Genomic DNA, 18,351 nt, shown 5'->3' on the forward strand with positions numbered 1-18,351 from the left:
GCCCGACGCCCCCCGCTCCACCCAACGCACCCCGTCACGAAGCCAACTGCGCTGAGCCGCGCAGGGAGCGGCTCAGAAACGAACGCTGAGCCGCGCAGGCAGAGGGTCAGAAACACCTCGCTGCTCAGAGACAAACACCTCGCGATCAGGCGAGCGCGCGCTTGATCTTGGCGGTGATCTCGTTCTGGTCGAGGTAGTTGTCGATGACGACGACCTCGGCGAAGGTCGGGCCGAGACGGCCGACCAGTTCTCCCGAGGTGAGGATGATCTGCGCGTCGGCGGCGAGCGCGTCAACCGAGTCGAGGTCGGACGCGATGACCTCGGCGTCGAGATCGAGGGATTCGAGAGCGCGCTCTGTTCCGAGCTTGAGGATGGCGGAGGTGCCGATTCCGGCGCCGCAGAGAGTGATGATCTTCATGCGCTTCTTCCCTGAGGAGGGTGCGGAGGGTCGCCCGTCAGGACGGCGTTAATGCCGCGGACCGTGCGGGCGGCGGCGAGTGCGGCGACGGCGTCCGGGCGGGTGAGAACGTCGGCGAGCCCAGCGACGAAGCCAAGGTGCCCGTGCGCCTGGGTGGCAGCGATGCCGATGACGACCGAGACCGGGTCGTTGGTGCTATGTCCGAAGACGACGGGCTCGGCGAGCGTCACGACCGACAGGCCGTCGGCGAGCACGTCGTTGCCGGGCCGCGCGTGGGCGAGGGCGAGCCCCGGAGCTATCACAATGTAGGGCCCGAGCACGTCGATCTGCTCGATCATGCGGCGCGAGTAGCGGGCGTCGACGGCACCACGACGCTCGAGGGCGCGCCCGGCTTCGAGAACGGCCTCCCGCCAGGACGCCGCGGAGTGCCGCAGCGCGACCGCCTCGTCCGGCAGCGCGTCGAGCGGCATGCTCAGGCCGCCTCGAAGCCGGCGCTGATCGTCTCGACCAGCTCCAGCCGCTCATCGAGTGGGAGGAAGCTGGCCTGCGCCGCGTTGAGCTGGAAGGCTTCGAGATCATCGAGGTCGTAGCCGAACGCGTCAGCGAGCAGAGCCAACTCGCGACTCAGCGTCGTCGCGCTCATCAGGCGGTTGTCGGTGTTGACCGTCACGCGGAAGCCGAGCTGGTAGAGCAGGTCGAACGGATGGTCGACTAACTCCGTGCCCCAGGCGGCGACCGCGCCGGTCTGCAGGTTGGACGAGGGGCTGAGTTCGAGCGCGATTTCGCGGTCCTTCACCCACTCCGACAACTCGCCGAGCGTGACGTAGCTCGCCTCGTCGTCCTGACGCTCGACACGGATGTCCTCCGCGAGCCTGACGCCGTGCCCGAGGCGCAGCGCGCGCCCATCAAGGAGCGCGGAACGGATGCTGTCGAGACCATCGGCCTCGCCTGCGTGCACGGTGGTCGGGAAGTGTGCGGCGGCGAGCAGTTCGAACGCGGGACGGTGCAGGGCGGCAGGGTATCCCTCCTCGGCCCCGGCGATGTCGAAGCCGATGGCCCCGCGCTCGCGATGCCGCAGCGCCAGCTCGGCGATGTCGAGTGAGCGGTCAGCGTGACGCATCGCGGTGATCAGCTGCCCCACTCGGAGCCGGTGGCCCTGCGCCGCCGCCTCCTGAACGCCCTGTTGCAGCCCCTCCTGTACCGCTTCGACGGCCGCGTCGAGGGTGAGGCCCGCGTGCAGATGCTGCTCGGGTGCCCAGCGCACCTCGCCGTGCACGACACCGTCGGCCGCGAGGTCGAGGACGAACTCGCGGGCGACCCGCTCGAGCGCCGACGCGGTCTGCATCACGGCGAGCGTGGTCGCGAAAGTCGTGAGGTACTCACGAAGCGAGCCGGAGTCGGCTCTCGCTCGGAACCACTCGGCGAGCGCCTCCGGCTCCTCGGCCGGCAGCGCAACGCCGGTCTCGCGAGCGATGTCGATGATCGTGGCGGTACGCAGGCCACCGTCGAGGTGGTCGTGCAGCGACACCTTGGGGAGTTGATCGATAACGATGCCCTCGCCAGGGAGGAGGTACCCCTCGGTGTGATCGGACACGGTGCTCCTCGCGGCTCGGGCGGTTGCTCGCGGACAACTTTAGAGGGTCGACGAAGCCGCCTCACCGAGCGGCGCCTCCCCTGCCGCGGACGGCGCGATCGAGATTTGTGGCTCGTCGGACCGGCTCGGGCTCGCAGGATCGAGCGGGCTTAGTGAACCGACTGCGATTCCGCGAGCACCCGGGGGGTCCACGAGGGGCAACGAGCGGAAGCCTCAGGAGACGCGCTCAGCCACCAGCGGCCCACCGTCGAGCACCTCGTCGCCCACGTCGCCCACGCGGTACGCGCCCTCCAACGCCTCGAGGGCGCGCGCGAACCGTTCCGGCTCGTCGGCCGAGAGCGTGAATAGCGGCTGCCCGGCTCGCACGGCGTCGCCCGGCTTCGCCTGAAGGTCGATTCCCGCCGCGTGCTGGACGGCATCCGGCTGCCGAGCCCGGCCCGCGCCGAGCCGCCACGCAGCAATTCCGAAGGGTAGCGCCTGCTGCTCGACGAGCACTCCGTCGCGCTCGGCGAGCACGACGTGCGTCTCGTGCGCCTCGGGGAGCGGCGCCTCCGGGTCGCCGCCCTGGGCCCGAATCACCGCTCGCCAGGTGTCCATCGCGGCTCCCCCGTCCAGCGCGCCTTCGACGTCCGCCTCGGGTTGTCCAGCCAGCGCGAGCATCTCGCGTGCCAGAGTCAGGGTGAGTTCGCGCACATCCGCAGGACCGCCGCCGGCCAGGACCTCGACCGACTCCTGCACCTCGTTCGCATTGCCGATGGCCAGGCCGAGTGGCACGTTCATGTTGGTCAGAAGGGCCGTGGTGCGCACTCCCGCATCGTTGCCGAGATCGACCATCGCTCGCGCCAGTTCACGTGAGCGCTCGATGTCGACCATGAACGCGCCCGAACCGAACTTCACGTCGAGCACCAGAGCCTCGGTCCCCTCCGCGATCTTCTTCGACATGATCGACGAGGCGATCAGCGGGATCGCCTCGACCGTGCCGGTGATGTCGCGCAGGGCGTACAGCTTTTTGTCGGCCGGAGCCAGACCCGATCCGGCGGCGCAAATGACTCCACCGACGGTGCGAAGCTGCTCGAGCATGTCCTCCGTCGACAGATCCGCACGCCACCCCGGGATCGACTCCAGCTTGTCGAGCGTTCCGCCGGTGTGGCCGAGTCCCCGTCCCGAGAGCTGCGGCACCGCCACACCGAAGGAGGCGACCAGCGGCATCAACGGCAACGTGATCTTGTCACCCACGCCGCCCGTGGAGTGCTTGTCGACCGTACGCTTGCCGAGGCCGCCGAAGTGCAGTCGCTCTCCGCTGGCGATCATCGCGAGGGTGAGGTCGCGGATCTCGTCGCGCTCCATGCCATTGAGCAGCACGGCCATCGCGAAGGCGGCCATTTGCTCGCCTGAGACGTAGCCGCGGGTGTAGGCGTCGACCAGCCACTCGATCTGTGCGGTCGAGAGCGCGCCGTGATCGCGCTTGATACGGATGATGTCGACAGCATCGAAGTCCTCGACAGGGATAGTGCGGGTCATGCGGATCCTCGGTTCAGAGTGGGCAGGGCGGCGCTACTTTCCGGCATATGCCTCAAGAGTGCGCGGGCCGAATGCGTCGGGGATGACCTCGTCGATGCTCCGCAGGCCGGAGACGGTGTCGAGCACCATCCCGTCTGCCGAGTGCTCGAAGAGGAGTTGGCGGCAGCGCCCGCAGGGCATCAGCGTCGCGCCGTGCCCATCCACGCAGGTGAATGCGACGAGGCGTCCTCCGCCGCTCATGTGCAGGGCCGACACGAGCGCGCACTCCGCGCACAGACCCAGTCCATAGGAGGCATTTTCGACGTTGCAACCGGAGACGATCCGGCCATCATCGACGAGCGCTGCGGCGCCCACGGGGAACTTCGAGTAAGGCGCATACGCCCGGCCCATCGCGTCAAGGGCAGCGTCGCGCAGCGCCTCCCAGTCGATATCGGTCACGATGACTCCCCTCACGACTTCACATACGGCTTGCCGGCGGCCGCCGGTCCGCGGGAATGCCCGACGAGGCCGGCGACCGCGAAGATCGTCACCACGTAGGGCAGCATCAGCATGAACTCGCTCGGCACCGGCGAGCCGATGACGCCGAGCACGTTCTGCAGGTTCGTCGCGAAGCCGAACAGCAGCGAGGCGAGCGTCGCGCGGATCGGGTCCCAGCGCCCGAAGATCACGGCGGCGAGGGCGATGAAGCCTGCACCCGCGGTCATCTCCTTGCCAAATGCGCCGACCGCGTCGAGCGTGTAGTAGGCACCGCCGACCCCGGCGATGGCTCCGGCCAGCGAGACGTTCCAGAACCGCGTGCGCGCCACGTTGATCCCCACCGTGTCGGCCGCCTGCGGATGCTCACCGACCGCGCGGAGGCGCAGGCCCCACTTCGTCCTGAACAGGCCCCACCACACGGCGACGATCGCGACGTACATCAGGTAGACGATGACCGTCTGGTTGAACAGCACGGCGCCCACGATCGGCACCTGGCTGAGCACCGGGATCGGTAGCCGGTCGAACTTCACCGGCGAGTTGAAGGTCGACGCGTCCGCCGAGAGCACCTGGGAGTAGAGGAAACTCGTCAGGCCCGTTACCAGCACGTTCAGCACGACGCCGACGATCACCTGGTCGACCAGGTACTTGATTGCGAAGGCGGCCAGCACGAACGAGACCAGCACGCTCGCGAGCATCGCCGCGAGCAATCCGAGGACGGGCTGACGGGTCAGCGAGCCGACCATCGCCGCGGTGAACGCACCGGCCAGCAGCTGCCCCTCGATCGCCACGTTGACCACTCCGACCCGCTCCGAGATCACCCCGCCGAGGGAGCCGAAGATCAGCGGAGTGGCCAGGCCGACGGTCCCCAGCAACAGACCCGAGACGGGTAGCGCGGCGCCGGCCGAGGCCCAGACGAGGAAGCCGATCAAGAAGACGAACGCGAAGACCGCCGACAACCACAGCGGGATCCGCCGACCGGCCCGAGCCAGCGCCGCAGCAACGACGGCCAAGGCGACCAAAAGGATCGCGACGACAGCGCCGGTCCCGCGCGTCGGAAACGGCACGTCGGGCAGAGCAAAGAAATCGGTACCAGCCGCGAGCCGGAACGAACTCGTCCCGTCGCGGCCCAGGGCCACGAAGAGAACCACGGCGAGAAGCGCGAAGACGCCGAACGCGATCGGTGCCTTCCAGCTGCGGATCACGACTCGGTCGACAACGGTGGCGGTGCTCATGCGGAGACTTCCGGAATGGGTTGGGCGCGGCGCTTGGGGAGGGACCCGGGCGTCGGGAGGCGGAAGATCGCGCGCACCAGCGGCGGTGCGGCGATGAAGAGGACGATCAACGATTGGACGACGAGCACCACGTCGATCGGGATGCCCTCGGCAGCCTGCATCGAGTAGCCGCCGGCTTTGAAAGCGCCGAACAGGATGCCCGCAAAGAACACGCCCCACGGACGCGATCGACCCAGCAACGCGACCGTGATCGCGTCGAAGCCGATACCGGCGTCGATCCCGGAGGTGAACCCCGTGGTGACCGTCCCCATCACCTGGGCGCTCCCGGCGAGGCCCAGCAGCCCGCCCGAGAGCAGCATCGCGACGATATAGCTGCCCTTGACGTCGATGCCGGCTACTCGAGCCGCGTGCGGATTCTCGCCGACCGCGCGGAACTTGAAACCGATGCTTGAGCGATTCAGCAGCCACCAGACTCCGACGGTCGCGAGGACCGCGAAGACGAAGCCGAGCGTCAGCGAGTAGTTCGGGCCGAGGAGGGCGGGGAAGACCGCCGTCTGCTTCATCCCGGGCGACTTGGGGTTGTTCGATCCGGGAGCCTGGAGTGCGCCGGGCGTGCGCAGCAGGTAAGAGATGAGGTAGAAGGCGACGTAGTTCAGCATGATCGTGAGGATCACCTCGTGCGCCCCGGTGCGCGCCTTGAGCAGGCCGACCAGCCCGGCCCAGAGCGCACCGCCCAGGATGCCCGCCGCAAGCGTGACGACCACGTGGACGCCCCACGGCAGGTCGAAGGAGAAGCCGACCCAGCCAGCGCAGGCTGCGGCGATCAGCATCTGACCGCGACCGCCGATGTTGAACAGGCCGACACGGAACGCCAGCGCCACTCCCAGACCACCTGCGATCAGCGGAGTCGCGAAAGCGAGGGTGTCGGTGAGCGGCTTAATGCCGTTCGCGAAACCCTCGCGGCGGAAGTTGTAGACGGAGCCCTGGAACAGGGAGGAGTACGCCCCTGCGACCGACTGCCAGATTGCCTGCAGAGTGTCGAGCGGGCGGGCGAAGAAGTAACCGGATGCCGCCTGAACCTCCTTGTCGGTCGCGGCGATCAGCACGCCACCCGCGATCAGCGAGAGCAGGACGGCGAGCACGGACATGAGGGCCGTGCCGGAGAGGATCTCGCGCAGCACTCGCGAGGCTCCGCTCTCGATCCGACCGGGTCGCGCCTCCTGCTCCGGCTTCTGGCCGGGCTCGAGCCCCCGAGACTTCTCGATCTCGGCGTCGGGGTCGACGCTGGGCAGTTGCGCGTCGCTCACGCCGCCGCTCCCTTCTCGGCGGGCATCTGCCCGGCCATCATCAGCCCCAAGACGTCGCGGGGAGTATCGGCGGGCACGATGCCGATAATCCCGCCCTTGTACATCACCGCGATGCGGTCGGCGAGAGCGGCGACCTCATCGAGCTCGGTCGAGACCACGATCACGGGAACGCCGGTGTCGCGCGTCTCGACGATGCGCTTGTGCACGAACTCGATCGAGCCGACGTCGATCCCTCGGGTCGGCTGCGCGGCGATGAACAGCCGCAGCTCGCGGCTGAGTTCCCGCGCGAGCACGACCTTCTGCTGATTGCCGCCGGAGAGCCGGCCGACGTGGGTACCGATTCCCTGCGCGCGGACATCGAACTCACGCACGCGCTCCTTGGCGAAGCGCTCCAACTCTTTCAGACGCAGACCCAGGCCCTTGACGAAGGGGCCGGGGCCGGAGCGGTCGAGCATCAGATTTTCGGCGATGGTGAATTCGGCGACCAGGCCATCCTCGGTGCGATCCTCGGGGACGAAGCCGACGCCCGACTCGAGCACGCGGCGGACCGAGAGTCCGTCGAGGCGGCGACCGTCCAGCGTCACCGAGCCCTCGACCCGCTCCTGCAACCCCATGATCGCCTCGGTGAGTTCGGTCTGGCCGTTGCCTTGGACGCCCGCGATCGCCATGATCTCGCCGCGGCGCACCTCGAACGACACATTGTCGACGACGGCCTGCCCGTTCGCGTCGCGCACGGTGAGATTGCTGACCACAAGAGCCTCGTCCCCTGCCTGCGCAGGCTGCTTCTGCACCGTCAATTCCACGGCGCGGCCCACCATTAGCGAGGCCAACTCGGCGTTGCTCGCGGTCGGCGACGCTTCTCCGACCACCTTGCCGAGGCGGATCACCGTGATCCGGTCGCCGACCTCACGCACCTCGCGCAGCTTGTGTGTGATGAAGACGATGGCTGTCCCGGCCGCGCGCAGCTGCCGCATGATCGCGATCAGCTCGTCCGTCTCCTGCGGTGTCAGCACCGCGGTCGGCTCATCGAACACGAGCACCCGAGCATCGCGGGACAGCGCCTTGATGATCTCGACACGCTGCTGCACCCCGACGGGCAGATCCTCGACGATCGCATTCGGATCGACATCGAAGCCGAAGCGGTCGGAAATTTCGCGCACCCGAGCCTGCGCGGCTGCGAGGTCCAGGCGACCGCCGGCCTTCGTCTCCTCGTGGCCGAGCATGACGTTCTCGGCGACCGAGAACACGGGGACAAGCATGAAGTGCTGGTGGACCATCCCGATGCCCGCCTTCATCGCATCGCCCGGGCCGGAGAAGCGCTGGACCGCGTCGTCCAGCAGGATCTCTCCCTCCTCAGCCTGGTAGAGGCCGTAGAGCACGTTCATCAGCGTCGACTTGCCAGCGCCGTTCTCACCGAGGAGACAGTGGATCTCGCCGGGTTCCACCGTGAGATCGATGTGGTCGTTGGCCACGAGCGCACCGAAGCGCTTCGTAATGCCCCGCAGTTCGAGCTTCATAAGACCAATCTAACTTTGGCTTCGGGCCTTGATGCGCCGCGAGGCCGGGGCCGACCCACGACGTGGCCGGTGGGCCCGAGGAGTGCTCGGGCCCACCGGCCACGTGGGGTCAGGGACTACGACGCCTTCGGAGCCGAGGGGGACGTGACGGTGATCGAACCGCCGATGATGCCCTGCTTGATGGTGTCGAGCTCGCCCTGCAGATCGGCCGACACTTTCGACTCGAACTCGTGGAACGGCGCGATGCCCACTCCGTCGTTCTCGAGCGTGCCGACGAAGGGAGTGGGGTCGAAGGAGCCGGCGCCGGCGGTGCTGGTGACGTCCGTCGTGCCCGCCTCGATGCCCTTGAGGATCGACGTCAGGTACAGGTCGCCGCCATCCGGGTACGTCTGGTACAGGTCCGCGTCGACGCCCACCATCGCGATGTCCTTGCCGGAGTCGCGGATCGCCTCGATTGCGGACTGGAAGATCGGACCACCGACGGGGAGGATCACATCCGCGTTCTGATCGATCAGCGACTGCGCGGCCGACTTCGCCTCGATGCCCGCCGCGAATCCGCCGGTGAAGGAGCCTGTCTGCGCATCGACATCCCAGCCGACGACCTTAACGTCCTTCCCCTTCTGCTCGTTGAAGTACTTCACGCCGTCGGCGTAGCCGTCCATAAAGATCGTGACGGTGGGGAACTGCTGGCCGCCGTACGTGCCGACAACGCCGGTCTTCGAGTAAGACGCCGCCGCGTAGCCAGCGAGGAACGCCGCCTGTGACGTGTCGAAGGTGATCGGCTTGACATTCGGCTTGTCAATCGACGCGTCGTCGATGATCGCGAACTCGATGTCGGTGTTGGCCTCGGCCGCGGCTGCCGTGGCGTCTGCCAACGCGAAACCAACCGTGACGATCAGGTTGCAACCCTGATCGACCAGGCTGGTGAGGTTCGGCGCGTAGTCGGTTTCGGATTCGGAGGTCGCCGTCTTCGGAGTGACGCCGAGCTGCTCGGACGCCTTCACAAGGCCGTTGTAACCCAGCTCGTTGAACGACTTGTCGTCGAACCCGCCCGCGTCGGAGACCATGCAGGGCAGGAAGTCGCCGCCGGCAGCGGCACTCGAGCCGCTCGTCTCGGGGGCGGAGGCGCAACCGGCGAGAAGCGCGGTGACGCCGAGTGCGGCGAGACCGCTGACAGCGGCCTTACGCGAGGTGATAGTCAAGATGTCGTCCTCCAAGAATGCGGCCCCGCGACGAGCGCGGCAGGGCGTCGATCCGTCCACGTTACCGACTGCGCAAATCGCTCAGCCGCCGCGGACCCTGCGGCGAGGGAAGCGTTACACAGTGTTGATCTTCCCGTGATGCGTCGAGCACCTGCCGCAACCCGACCGGACGTGGCGCCGGAACGGAGTCGACCGGTGTCTCGCGCCACATCTTCGCGGCGGCATGCAGCCTGAGCCGTGCCGATCTCTCACCCTTCGAGCGGAGAAAGCCCGATATCACCGGCCTGTTTGCCGGCATGAAGGCGCTGCCGAGCACTCAGCACCTACCGATATCCCGCGCCAGCCGAACGCAGGAACTCCCGTCTCTCTTCTACCGTCCTCGCAGCATCTCTTTCTCCTCTCACCATCGGACACTTGTGAATCCTCGAATACTTGTTCTGACATTCGGCATGTTCGCCATCGGCACCGATGGATACGTCATAGCAGGTCTCCTCCCCGAGATCGCTACTGCCACCGGAGTGAACATCAGCGTCGCGGGCCAACTCATCACGGTCTTCGCGATCGTCTATGCCGTGATGAGCCCGGTGCTGGCTTCTGCCCTCGGCTCCCTCGATCGCCGAACCCTTCTGCTCCTCTCGCTGGTCGTCTTCGCGCTAGGCAATGCGATCGTGGCGTCCAGCGAGCTCTACTCCGTGCTCGTCATCGGTCGAGTGGTGGCGGCGATCGGAGCGTCGATGTTCACTCCCGCTGCCCTCACCATCACCGGCGGGCTCGTCGAACCCGCCCGAAGAGGTCGCTCCATCGCCCTGGTCACCTCGGGACTCACGGTCGCGACCGTCGCAGGGGTTCCGCTCGGCATCGGTCTCAGCGCCGTGACTGGCTATCACGGTGTCTTCTGGATCATCGCTGGACTCTCCCTTGCCGTCCTCCTCGCGGTTGCCATCTGGTTCGCGCCGGTTGCCGCGCCGGCTGCCGTCTCTGTGAGCGCCAGGCTCCGCGCGCTGGGAAGCCCGGGGGTGCGGCCGACTCTCCTCGTCAGCCTCCTCGTCTTCACCGGAGCGTTCACGGTCTACAACTACATCGCCGAGTACTTCGCGACCCGCGTCGGAATTACCGCTTCCGCACTCCCGTGGATCCTCCTCGCGTTCGGAATAGGTGGCGCTGTCGGAAACCTCGTCGGCGGGACGATGACCGACCGGATAGGGGCGAGGAAGACCGTCGTCGTGAGTGCCGGAGCCCTCTCTGTCTCGTTCGTGCTCCTGTGGGCCGCGGGAAGCATCGCTCCCGTTGCGCTCGTCGCCACGATGATGTGGGGGGTCAGCGGCTGGCTCCTCGCCCCCGCGCAACAGCACCGGCTCCTGGCGCTCGGTGGTCCTTCAGCTCCCCTCCTCATCTCCCTGAACGCTTCGGCCATGTATCTCGGGATGGGGCTCTCCGGGGCGCTCGGAGGTCTCATGGTCGCGACTGTCGGAGTCGAGCAACTGCCGCTCGCGGGTATCGCGGCCGCGGTCGCGAGCCTCATCATTGCCACTCTGGGTTATCGACGTTCGGCATCTGGTTCGGCCTGAACTCAGCGGCGCACGTCGAGTCACCGGCCAGGGTCGAGTTTCGGGCCAGTGTCGAGTTACGGGCCAGTACAGAACGAAGCGCGGCGCCTCCACGGGAGGGCCGCGCTTCGGGCGCTTCAGGGCAGGAAACTAGAGGACGTCGGTGCGGCCCGAGAGGCGAAGGGCGTCGACGACACCCTTAACCTTCTGCGCGTTCTCCGTGGTGGTAACCAGGAGGGCATCGGGAGTGTCGACAACGACGATGTCCTTCACTCCGATGAGGGCGATGGTGCGGTTGCCGCCGCTGACCACGATGCCCGTCGCGGAGTCGGCCAGCACGCGCGCGTCCTCGCCGAGGATCGCGAGATCCGAACGTAGGCCGCTCGCGTGCAGCTTCGCGATCGACGCGAAGTCGCCCACGTCGTCCCACGAGAAATGCCCCGGCACGACAGCGAGCCTCCCCATTGCGGCGGCCGGCTCAGCAACGGAGTAGTCGATGGCGATCTTCTCCAGGCCGGGCCAGATGCGGTCGACGACAGCCCCCCGCTCGGGCGTGTCCCATGCGGCGGCGAGCTCGAGCAGCCCCGCAAGCAGCTCCGGCTTCGAGCGGCCGAGTTCTTCGAGGAGGCGGTCGGCGCGCGCGATGAACATGCCCGCGTTCCACAGGTACTGACCGCTGGATACGTAGGAACGGGCGGTCTCGGCGTCGGGCTTCTCGACGAAAGAATCGACGGCGAGCGTGTTCGACGCTCCGTCGATGGCGAGGTGCTCGCCCGTGCGGATGTAGCCGAAGCCAACGGCCGGCTCGGTCGGGGTGATCCCGATGGTCGCGATGTAGCCAGCGTCTGCGGCGACGACGGCCTCGGCGACAGCGTCGTAAAAAAGCTGCTGTCCATTGATGACATGATCGGCGGCGAACGATCCAATGATGACGCCAGGCTCGCGGCGCTCGAGAATCGCGGCGGCGAGGCCAATCGCGGCGGAGGAGTCGCGTGGCTCGCTTTCGAGGACGACGTTGAGGTCCTCGAGACTCTCGAGCTGTTCCTCGACGGCGGCCCGGTGCGCGCGGCCGGTCACGACCATGATCCGGTCGGCGCCCGATATCGGCGCGAGGCGGTCCCAGGTGTCGCGAAGGAGGGTCTGACCTGATCCCGTGAGGTCGTGCAAGAACTTCGGCGCATCAGCCCGGGAGAGCGGCCACAGTCTCGAACCGATCCCACCGGCGGGGATCACGCTGTAGAAGCGGTCGAGCGGGGCGCGGCCATCGGTCTCAGGTGGTGTCATGACCGCAGGATACAAGGGAGACGCGCGCGTCCGTCGCACTGCCCTGCAGGGGCGCGGCGCGCAGAGCACCGGTTCCACCCACGAAGGCGCTCCTCTTCTCTTACTTGTCGTGCCGTTCGCGCAGGTCTCGGTGAGGGTGACGCCCTGGTCGGCAACATCGGATGCTTCTCCCCGACAAGCGAGTGAACGGCTGGCGGCTCTCGCTTCCCTCCCGCACACCACGCTCGTCGTCGGTGGCTACGGCCCCTCCTGAACCCAGGTCGCCTCGACCGTCGGGCCGCGTGCCTCCCGACCTCATCAAGCACGGCGCCGATGACCTCACTCGCGGCATCTCGCAGCTAAGGCTCGCCTAAGCCGCGCCTCTCGGCGCCGACGCTTAGGATCGAAGAACGAGTTTCTCGTCGCTCCCCGCCCCGTCCCCGTCGCTGAGACGCGGAGTCCGGTCAGGCTGTCGGAGCACAACCAGGGAGGGTTGTTCGTGTCGGTTTCAACTGCTCACACCCTCGCACCCCGGAAGCAAGGGAAGATCCGGCGTCCGGCCGGCACCCTCTACCGTGGTCGCGAAGGCATGTGGTCATGGGTGCTGCACCGGATCACCGGTGTCGCCATCTTCTTCTTCCTCCTCGTGCACGTTCTCGACTCGGCTCTTATCGCGGTAAGCCCAGAGGCGTACAACGCGGTCATCGGAACGTACAAGAACCCGATCATGGGACTCGGCGAGACCGGACTCGTGGGCGCCATTGCGTTCCACGCGCTGAACGGCCTGCGGATCATCCTGGTCGACTTCTGGAGCTGGGCCACCCGCAACCAGCGCATCCTCTTCTGGGTGGTCATCGGCCTCTGGGTCGTGCTGATGCTCGGCTTCGCGCCGCGCCACCTCATCAACGTCTTCAGTGAAGGAGGAGCCCATTGAGTACCATCGCCGCACCGCGCACCCCGCACACACCGACCCGCTCCTCCGGCACCAACTGGGAGAAATGGGGCTGGATCTACATGCGCGCCTCGGGCGTCGTGCTGATCGTCCTGATCTTCGGGCACCTGATCTACAACCTCCTTCTCGGTGACGGCATCAAGGCCATCGACTTCGGCTTTGTCGGCGGCAAACTGGCAAATCCGTTCTGGCAGTGGTGGGACGTCCTGATGCTGTGGCTCGCGCTGATCCACGGTGGTAACGGCATGCGCACGTTGGTCAACGACTACGCGACATCGCCTCTGCTTGCCCGCGCCTTCAAGGGTGGGATTCTCGTGGCCGTCGTCGCGCTCATCGCTCTCGGCACCTGGGTCGTCTTCGCGTTCGACCCGTGCCCAACGGGCGCCGATCCGGCACTGCTTGCGTCGTTCTGCTCGGCGTGACCCTCCGGAGCCACCCACTCCTCTTCATCCGTCCTCCCTTCCCGCACATCGGAGCAACTCCCCCGTGAGCACACCAGGCCACTCCCACGCCGGCGCCGACCAGGGCGCCTTCGCGCAGACCGTCGGACCAGACGGCGTCCACTACCACCAGTTCGACGTGGTGATCGTCGGAGCCGGCGGTGCCGGCATGAGGGCGGCCATCGAGGCCGGTCCAAAGGCGAAGACGGCGGTCATCTCCAAGCTGTACCCGACCCGCTCGCACACCGGAGCGGCGCAGGGCGGCATGGCTGCGGCCCTCGCGAACGTCGAGGAGGACAGCTGGGAGTGGCACACCTTCGACACGGTCAAGGGCGGCGACTACCTGGTCGACCAGGATGCGGCCGAGATCCTGGCGAAAGAGGCCATCGACGCCGTCATCGACCTCGAGAACATGGGCCTTCCCTTCAACCGCACCGACGAGGGCAAGATCGACCAGCGGCGCTTCGGCGGCCATACCCGAGACCACGGCAAGGCGCCCGTGCGCCGGGCGTGCTACGCGGCCGACCGCACCGGCCATATGATCCTGCAGACGCTGTTCCAGAACTGCGTCAAACTCGGCATCAACTTCTATAACGAGTTCTATGTGCTCGATCTCGTCATGACCGAGGTCGACGGGGTGCCTCAGCCCTCGGGCGTCGTCGCCTACGAGCTGGCCACCGGCGAACTCCACGTGTTCCAGGCGAAGGCGATCATCTTCGCGACCGGCGGCTTCGGCAAGATCTACAAGACCACCTCCAATGCGCACACCCTCACGGGCGACGGCGTCGGCATCATCTGGCGCAAGGGCCTCCCGCTGGAGGACATGGAGTTCTTCCAGTTCCACCCGACCGGCCTTGCCGGACTCGGCATCCTCCTCACCGAGGGAGCGCGAGGAGAGGGAGCGATCCTCCGCAACGCCTCGGGCGAGCGCTTCATGGAGCGCTATGCCCCCACCATCAAGGACCTGGCGCCGCGCGACATCGTCGCCCGCTGCATGGTCCAGGAGGTGGCGGAGGGACGCGGTGCCGGCCCGCACAAGGACTACGTTTTGCTCGACTGCACCCACCTCGGCGCCGAGGTGCTTGAGACGAAGCTCCCCGATATCACCGAATTCGCCCGCACCTACCTCGGCGTCGATCCGGTCGTCGAGCCGGTGCCCGTGATGCCGACCGCGCACTATGCGATGGGCGGCATCCCCACGAACGTGAAGGCGGAGGTCCTTTCCGACAATACGACCGTCGTCCCCGGCCTCTACGCCGCGGGTGAGTGCGCCTGCGTCTCGGTGCACGGCTCGAACCGCCTCGGGACCAACTCCCTTCTCGACATCAACGTCTTCGGCAAGCGCAGTGGGAACAATGCGGCTGATTACGCCAAGACGGTCGACTTCACCCCTTTGCCCGCCAATCCGGCCGGCGCGATCCGCGACATGCTCGCCTCGCTCCGCTCCGCGACGGGCACCGAGCGGATCGCCGCGATCCGCAAGGAGCTGCAGGACGAGATGGACAAAAACGCGCAGGTGTTCCGCACGGACGAGTCGCTTGAGTCGGTCACCGACACGATCCAGCGTCTGCGCGACCGGTTCCGCAACATCTCGGTGCAGGACAAAGGCAAGCGCTTCAACACCGACCTCCTCGAGGCCGTCGAGCTGGGCTTCCTGCTCGATCTCGCCGAGGTCGTCGTCTACTCGGCGCGCAATCGCAAGGAGAGTCGTGGCGGACACATGCGCGACGATTTCCCCAAGCGCGACGACGACAACTACATGCAGCACACGATGGCGTACCTCTCCGGTGACGCCCACTCCTCCGACGCCGGTGACCACATCCGGCTCGACTGGAAACCCGTCGTGATCACTCGGTACCAGCCGATGGAGAGGAAGTACTAGCCATGTCGACCGCTACCCTCGAGCAGCCGCCCGCCGCCCCCGCGGCCCCGGAGGCGTTCACCGTGACGTTCATCATCCGCCGCTTCGACCCCGAGGTGGACGCCGAGCCGCGCTGGCAGGACTTCGACGTCGAGATGTACTCGACCGACCGCGTCCTCGACGCCCTGCACCGCATCAAGTGGGACCAGGACGGGTCGCTGACCTTCCGCCGCTCCTGCGCGCACGGCATTTGTGGCTCGGACGCGATGCGGATCAACGGCCGCAACCGCCTGGCCTGCAAGACGCTGATCAAGGACCTCGATATCTCGCAGCCGATCTACATCGAGGCGATCAAGGGACTGCCCCTCGAGAAGGATCTCGTCGTGGACATGGAGCCGTTCTTCGCGTCCTACCGGGAGGTGCAGCCGTTCCTCGTCGCGAACACCGCCGCTCCCAAGGGCAAGGAGCGCGTGCAGTCGGTCGCCGACCGTGCCCGCTTCGACGACACCACCAAGTGCATCCTCTGCGCCGCGTGCACCTCGTCCTGCCCAGTGTTTTGGACCGACGGACAGTATTTCGGGCCAGCCGCGATCGTGAATGCCCACCGCTTCATCTTCGATTCCCGCGATGATGCGGGTGGAGCGCGCCTGGACATCCTCAACGACAAGGAGGGCGTGTGGCGTTGCCGCACGACCTTCAACTGCACGGAGGCGTGCCCGCGTGGTATTCAGATCACGCAGGCGATCGCCGAAGTGAAGCAGGCCGTGATCCGCGGACGCGCCTGACTCTCACGCTCGACGGCGGCCGTTGTGCACGCTGGATTCACGGATCCAGCGTGCACAACGGTTTTCGTCATGTGCCGCTATCCCTCCACAGGCGCTGATCCGGCGAACTGTCCACGGATGCGGCGAACCGGAGTCGCGGCGCACGCACGCGACGTGAGGCTGGGGGCATGTTCACCGGCATCGTCCACCTGTCCGAGCTTCGAACGCTCGGCATCGACCCTCGCACCGCCATCCGCGACGGGACGCTGAAGTGCCTTCGCCCAGGCTGGTTCGCTGCGCCCGGGGCGCCTCCCGAGCACATCCGAGCCGTCCTGGGCGCCGGCGTTGTCTCGTGCATCTCGTTCTTCGCTGCGCGAGGCGTCCGCCGGCCCGAGGACAACCGCCTGCACCTCGGAGTGACCGGCTCCAGCAGCGCGCGGTCGCCGAGCGCTGATCTGCTCCTGCACTGGGGTGGCCGGACGCCGCCCGCACATCTGCCGTCCGCCGAGGCCACTCCCGAGCGCGCACTCGAGCACGTCCTGCTCTGCCAGCCGCCCGGCCAGGCGGTCGCCGTTATCGACTCTGCCCTCCACCTCGGAGTCCTCGGTTCGGGCCTTCTCGCGAGCACCCTCGCGTTGCTCCCCGCCCGCCTCTGGCCTCTGCTGCCCGCCTTCGATGGCCGCGGAGTCGGGCCTGGAGTCGCTGACGCGGTTCCACCTGCGCGCCGGCGGCATCCTCTGCGGTCGCAGGATGAGATCGCCGGAGTGGGTCGAGTCGACCTCCTCATCAATGATTGGCTGGTGATCGAACTCGACGGGCGCCGCTGGCATGTGGTCGAGGAGGCGTTTGTGCATGATCGTCGGTGCGACGCGGCGGCGGCCCGCCTCGGCTACGCGGTTCTGCGATGTGGATATGCGGACGTTGTGCACGACTGGGACCGGACGTTGGCCACGATCTGCGCGACCCTCGAACGCGGCCGGACGCGGTGAGTGGCCGATGCCGCAGCGCACGCTCCTTTCGACTGCCGAGCGTGCGTCGCGACGCAGAGAGTGCGCAGTGGGCTCGGGGACGCATCGCTACGCTGGGAGATATGACGGTGCCCGGCACCCCTCGAGGGATTTCGGCCCTGTTCGAGAGAATTATGCGGACCCTGCCCGCGCGCGTGCTTCTGCACTACTCGGAGACAGGTGGGCCGCTCTTCGCCTCGGGACTCGCGTTTCAAGCGCTCTTCGCTGTCTTCGCGACGCTTTTCGTGTTCTGTGCCGTCTTCGGCTTCTGGGTGCGCAATGACTCCGTCCTCCGCGACTCGCTGCTCGAGCTCGTCGGACGCTCGGTGCCGGGCCTCATTGGTGACACCAACGCACTGGTCTCGGTCGACACGCTCCTCGACTCCTCAATCCTCGGTTGGACGGGGGTGATCGCCGCGGTGGGCCTACTCGGGACGGCACTCAACTTCCTCGGCAGCCTGCGCCAGGCGGTGCGACTGCTCTTCTCGCTCCCCGGCCCTACGACGCTGTTCCTGCTGCTCAAGCTCAAGGACGCCGGCCTCGCTCTGATATTCGGCGTGGTCCTCCTTGTCTCAGCCGCCCTCTCGGTGTTCTCGACCTCTTTCGTCGATGTCGCTCTCGCCTTCCTCGGGATCGGGAGCGACGCGCCGGTAAGCCGGATCGCCGGCGGAGCGGTGGGCCTGGTCATCATGCTCGCGCTCGACACCGCCACCCTCGCGGGCTCCTTCCGTATCCTCTCGGGCATCCCGATTCCCTGGCGGAATCTCTGGTCGGGATCCCTTCTCGGCGGGTTCGCGCTCGGCGCGCTGAAAGTCCTGGGCACACAGCTGCTTGGAGGCGCGGCTCGCAATCCGCTACTCGCCTCGTTCGCCGTGCTGATCGGCCTGCTCATCTGGTTCAACCTCGTCTGCCAGGTGATCCTGATCGCCGCGTCGTGGATCTCCGTGCGGATGAGGGACGCCGGTATCTCGGCGCGCACGCTCACTCCCCGGGAGCGGGAGAAGGAGCGGGAGGAGCAGCTCCGCACGGCGCGCCGCACGCTCGCCGAGGCCGAACGGGAGCGGTTGCAGGGCGCCCTGCCCGAAGCCTCCCTCTTCACCCGCCGTCGGCTCGAGAAGCAGCTCGCCAAGCTCGACAAGCAGCTCAACGACACCCTGGTCTGAGGCAGTCCGTGCCAAGACTGCTGCCGTTCGGCGCCAGGGCTGCACAGTCGAGACACGCACGGTCGGACGCCCGGCAGAATTACGTC

The 18,351-nt window shown here is 67.2% G+C and carries 18 protein-coding genes; 8 read left to right on the plus strand and 10 right to left on the minus strand.

Translation table 11 applies throughout. From position 1 onward, the window contains the following. Nucleotides 1-145 precede the first annotated feature (145 nt). The 9 genes from B0H03_RS06295 to B0H03_RS06335 all read right to left on the minus strand — a co-directional run bounded on the left by B0H03_RS06295 (nt 146) and on the right by B0H03_RS06335 (nt 9,268). Entirely contained in the window at nt 146-418 is a 273-nt protein-coding gene (locus B0H03_RS06295) for a PTS sugar transporter subunit IIB (protein WP_104264966.1), read from the minus strand. Next, the gene (locus tag B0H03_RS06300; protein ID WP_104264967.1) at nt 415-888 is read right to left on the minus strand and encodes a PTS sugar transporter subunit IIA; all 474 of its coding nucleotides are present in this window, start codon (nt 886-888) and stop codon (nt 415-417) included. The genes B0H03_RS06295 and B0H03_RS06300 overlap by 4 nt, the downstream gene beginning before the upstream one ends. A 2-nt stretch (nt 889-890) precedes the next feature. Continuing rightward, on the minus strand, nt 891-2,012 hold the full coding sequence (locus B0H03_RS06305) for an adenosine deaminase (RefSeq protein WP_104264968.1): 1,122 nt from the start codon (nt 2,010-2,012) through the stop codon (nt 891-893). A gap of 213 nt (nt 2,013-2,225) precedes the next feature. Next, nucleotides 2,226-3,533, minus strand: a complete 1,308-nt coding sequence (locus B0H03_RS06310; RefSeq protein ID WP_104264969.1) for a thymidine phosphorylase — start codon at nt 3,531-3,533, stop codon at nt 2,226-2,228. Between the two features lie 33 nt (nt 3,534-3,566). After that, on the minus strand, nt 3,567-3,971 hold the full coding sequence (locus B0H03_RS06315; RefSeq protein WP_104264970.1) for a cytidine deaminase: 405 nt from the start codon (nt 3,969-3,971) through the stop codon (nt 3,567-3,569). An 11-nt stretch (nt 3,972-3,982) separates the two neighbouring features. Further along, nucleotides 3,983-5,242 carry an ABC transporter permease gene (locus B0H03_RS06320; RefSeq protein ID WP_104264971.1) on the minus strand — a complete coding sequence of 420 codons (1,260 nt, stop codon included), beginning with the start codon at nt 5,240-5,242 and terminating at the stop codon, nt 3,983-3,985. After that, on the minus strand, nt 5,239-6,549 hold the full coding sequence (locus tag B0H03_RS06325; protein WP_241560427.1) for an ABC transporter permease: 1,311 nt from the start codon (nt 6,547-6,549) through the stop codon (nt 5,239-5,241). Before B0H03_RS06325 ends, B0H03_RS06320 begins: the two co-directional genes overlap by 4 nt. Continuing rightward, complete coding sequence (locus B0H03_RS06330) at nt 6,546-8,066, minus strand: ABC transporter ATP-binding protein (protein ID WP_104264972.1); 1,521 nt, start codon at nt 8,064-8,066, stop codon at nt 6,546-6,548. The genes B0H03_RS06325 and B0H03_RS06330 overlap by 4 nt, the downstream gene beginning before the upstream one ends. Before the next feature lie 116 nt (nt 8,067-8,182). Continuing rightward, on the minus strand, nt 8,183-9,268 hold the full coding sequence (locus B0H03_RS06335) for a BMP family lipoprotein (RefSeq protein ID WP_104264992.1): 1,086 nt from the start codon (nt 9,266-9,268) through the stop codon (nt 8,183-8,185). Nucleotides 9,269-9,717: 449 nt separating this feature from the next. Between B0H03_RS06335 and B0H03_RS06340 the strand changes: the two genes are divergently transcribed. Further along, nucleotides 9,718-10,836: an MFS transporter gene (locus B0H03_RS06340; RefSeq protein ID WP_160487270.1), complete on the plus strand. Its 1,119-nt coding sequence runs from the start codon at nt 9,718-9,720 to the stop codon at nt 10,834-10,836. 129 nt (nt 10,837-10,965) lie between these two features. Here B0H03_RS06340 and B0H03_RS06345 read toward each other — a convergent pair whose 3' ends face one another. After that, complete coding sequence (locus B0H03_RS06345; protein ID WP_104264974.1) at nt 10,966-12,099, minus strand: mannose-1-phosphate guanylyltransferase; 1,134 nt, start codon at nt 12,097-12,099, stop codon at nt 10,966-10,968. Between B0H03_RS06345 and B0H03_RS06350 the strand changes: the two genes are divergently transcribed. From B0H03_RS06350 to B0H03_RS06380, 7 genes are all read left to right on the plus strand, one after another. Continuing rightward, on the plus strand, nt 12,098-12,352 hold the full coding sequence (locus tag B0H03_RS06350) for a hypothetical protein (protein ID WP_104264975.1): 255 nt from the start codon (nt 12,098-12,100) through the stop codon (nt 12,350-12,352). The genes B0H03_RS06345 and B0H03_RS06350 overlap by 2 nt on opposite strands. A gap of 225 nt (nt 12,353-12,577) precedes the next feature. Further along, a complete protein-coding gene (gene sdhC, locus B0H03_RS06355; protein ID WP_104264976.1) occupies nt 12,578-13,012 on the plus strand; it encodes a succinate dehydrogenase, cytochrome b556 subunit in 435 nt (144 codons plus the stop codon). Further along, nucleotides 13,009-13,452 (plus strand): succinate dehydrogenase hydrophobic membrane anchor subunit, encoded by a 444-nt coding sequence (locus B0H03_RS06360; protein WP_104264977.1) that lies wholly within the window; start codon nt 13,009-13,011, stop codon nt 13,450-13,452. Before sdhC ends, B0H03_RS06360 begins: the two co-directional genes overlap by 4 nt. 157 nt (nt 13,453-13,609) lie before the next feature. Next, nucleotides 13,610-15,352 carry a succinate dehydrogenase flavoprotein subunit gene (gene sdhA / locus B0H03_RS06365; RefSeq protein ID WP_104264993.1) on the plus strand — a complete coding sequence of 581 codons (1,743 nt, stop codon included), beginning with the start codon at nt 13,610-13,612 and terminating at the stop codon, nt 15,350-15,352. A gap of 2 nt (nt 15,353-15,354) precedes the next feature. Beyond that, the gene (locus tag B0H03_RS06370; protein WP_104264978.1) at nt 15,355-16,116 is read left to right on the plus strand and encodes a succinate dehydrogenase iron-sulfur subunit; all 762 of its coding nucleotides are present in this window, start codon (nt 15,355-15,357) and stop codon (nt 16,114-16,116) included. A gap of 167 nt (nt 16,117-16,283) precedes the next feature. Then, the gene (locus B0H03_RS06375; RefSeq protein ID WP_104264979.1) at nt 16,284-17,084 is read left to right on the plus strand and encodes an endonuclease domain-containing protein; all 801 of its coding nucleotides are present in this window, start codon (nt 16,284-16,286) and stop codon (nt 17,082-17,084) included. 101 nt (nt 17,085-17,185) lie between these two features. Then, nucleotides 17,186-18,265 carry a YihY/virulence factor BrkB family protein gene (locus B0H03_RS06380; protein ID WP_160487269.1) on the plus strand — a complete coding sequence of 360 codons (1,080 nt, stop codon included), beginning with the start codon at nt 17,186-17,188 and terminating at the stop codon, nt 18,263-18,265. Nucleotides 18,266-18,351 lie beyond the last annotated feature (86 nt).

It is taken from the genome of Rathayibacter iranicus NCPPB 2253 = VKM Ac-1602 (genome assembly GCF_003149025.1).
In the GTDB taxonomy this organism is placed as follows: Bacteria; Actinomycetota; Actinomycetes; order Actinomycetales; family Microbacteriaceae; genus Rathayibacter; species Rathayibacter iranicus.

What these genes read in the sequence shown, in the direction of transcription:
- B0H03_RS06320 (WP_104264971.1), bottom strand. Translation starts at nt 5,242, where the DNA reads ATGAGCACCGCCACCGTTGTCGACCGAGTCGTGATCCGCAGCTGGAAG.
- B0H03_RS06310 (WP_104264969.1), bottom strand. Translation starts at nt 3,533, where the DNA reads ATGACCCGCACTATCCCTGTCGAGGACTTCGATGCTGTCGACATCATC.
- B0H03_RS06345 (WP_104264974.1), bottom strand. Translation starts at nt 12,099, where the DNA reads ATGACACCACCTGAGACCGATGGCCGCGCCCCGCTCGACCGCTTCTAC.
- B0H03_RS06330 (WP_104264972.1), bottom strand. Translation starts at nt 8,066, where the DNA reads ATGAAGCTCGAACTGCGGGGCATTACGAAGCGCTTCGGTGCGCTCGTG.
- B0H03_RS06380 (WP_160487269.1), top strand. Translation starts at nt 17,186, where the DNA reads ATGACGGTGCCCGGCACCCCTCGAGGGATTTCGGCCCTGTTCGAGAGA.
- B0H03_RS06300 (WP_104264967.1), bottom strand. Translation starts at nt 888, where the DNA reads ATGCCGCTCGACGCGCTGCCGGACGAGGCGGTCGCGCTGCGGCACTCC.
- B0H03_RS06375 (WP_104264979.1), top strand. Translation starts at nt 16,284, where the DNA reads ATGTTCACCGGCATCGTCCACCTGTCCGAGCTTCGAACGCTCGGCATC.
- B0H03_RS06295 (WP_104264966.1), bottom strand. Translation starts at nt 418, where the DNA reads ATGAAGATCATCACTCTCTGCGGCGCCGGAATCGGCACCTCCGCCATC.
- B0H03_RS06350 (WP_104264975.1), top strand. Translation starts at nt 12,098, where the DNA reads ATGACCGCAGGATACAAGGGAGACGCGCGCGTCCGTCGCACTGCCCTG.
- B0H03_RS06370 (WP_104264978.1), top strand. Translation starts at nt 15,355, where the DNA reads ATGTCGACCGCTACCCTCGAGCAGCCGCCCGCCGCCCCCGCGGCCCCG.
- B0H03_RS06340 (WP_160487270.1), top strand. Translation starts at nt 9,718, where the DNA reads ATGTTCGCCATCGGCACCGATGGATACGTCATAGCAGGTCTCCTCCCC.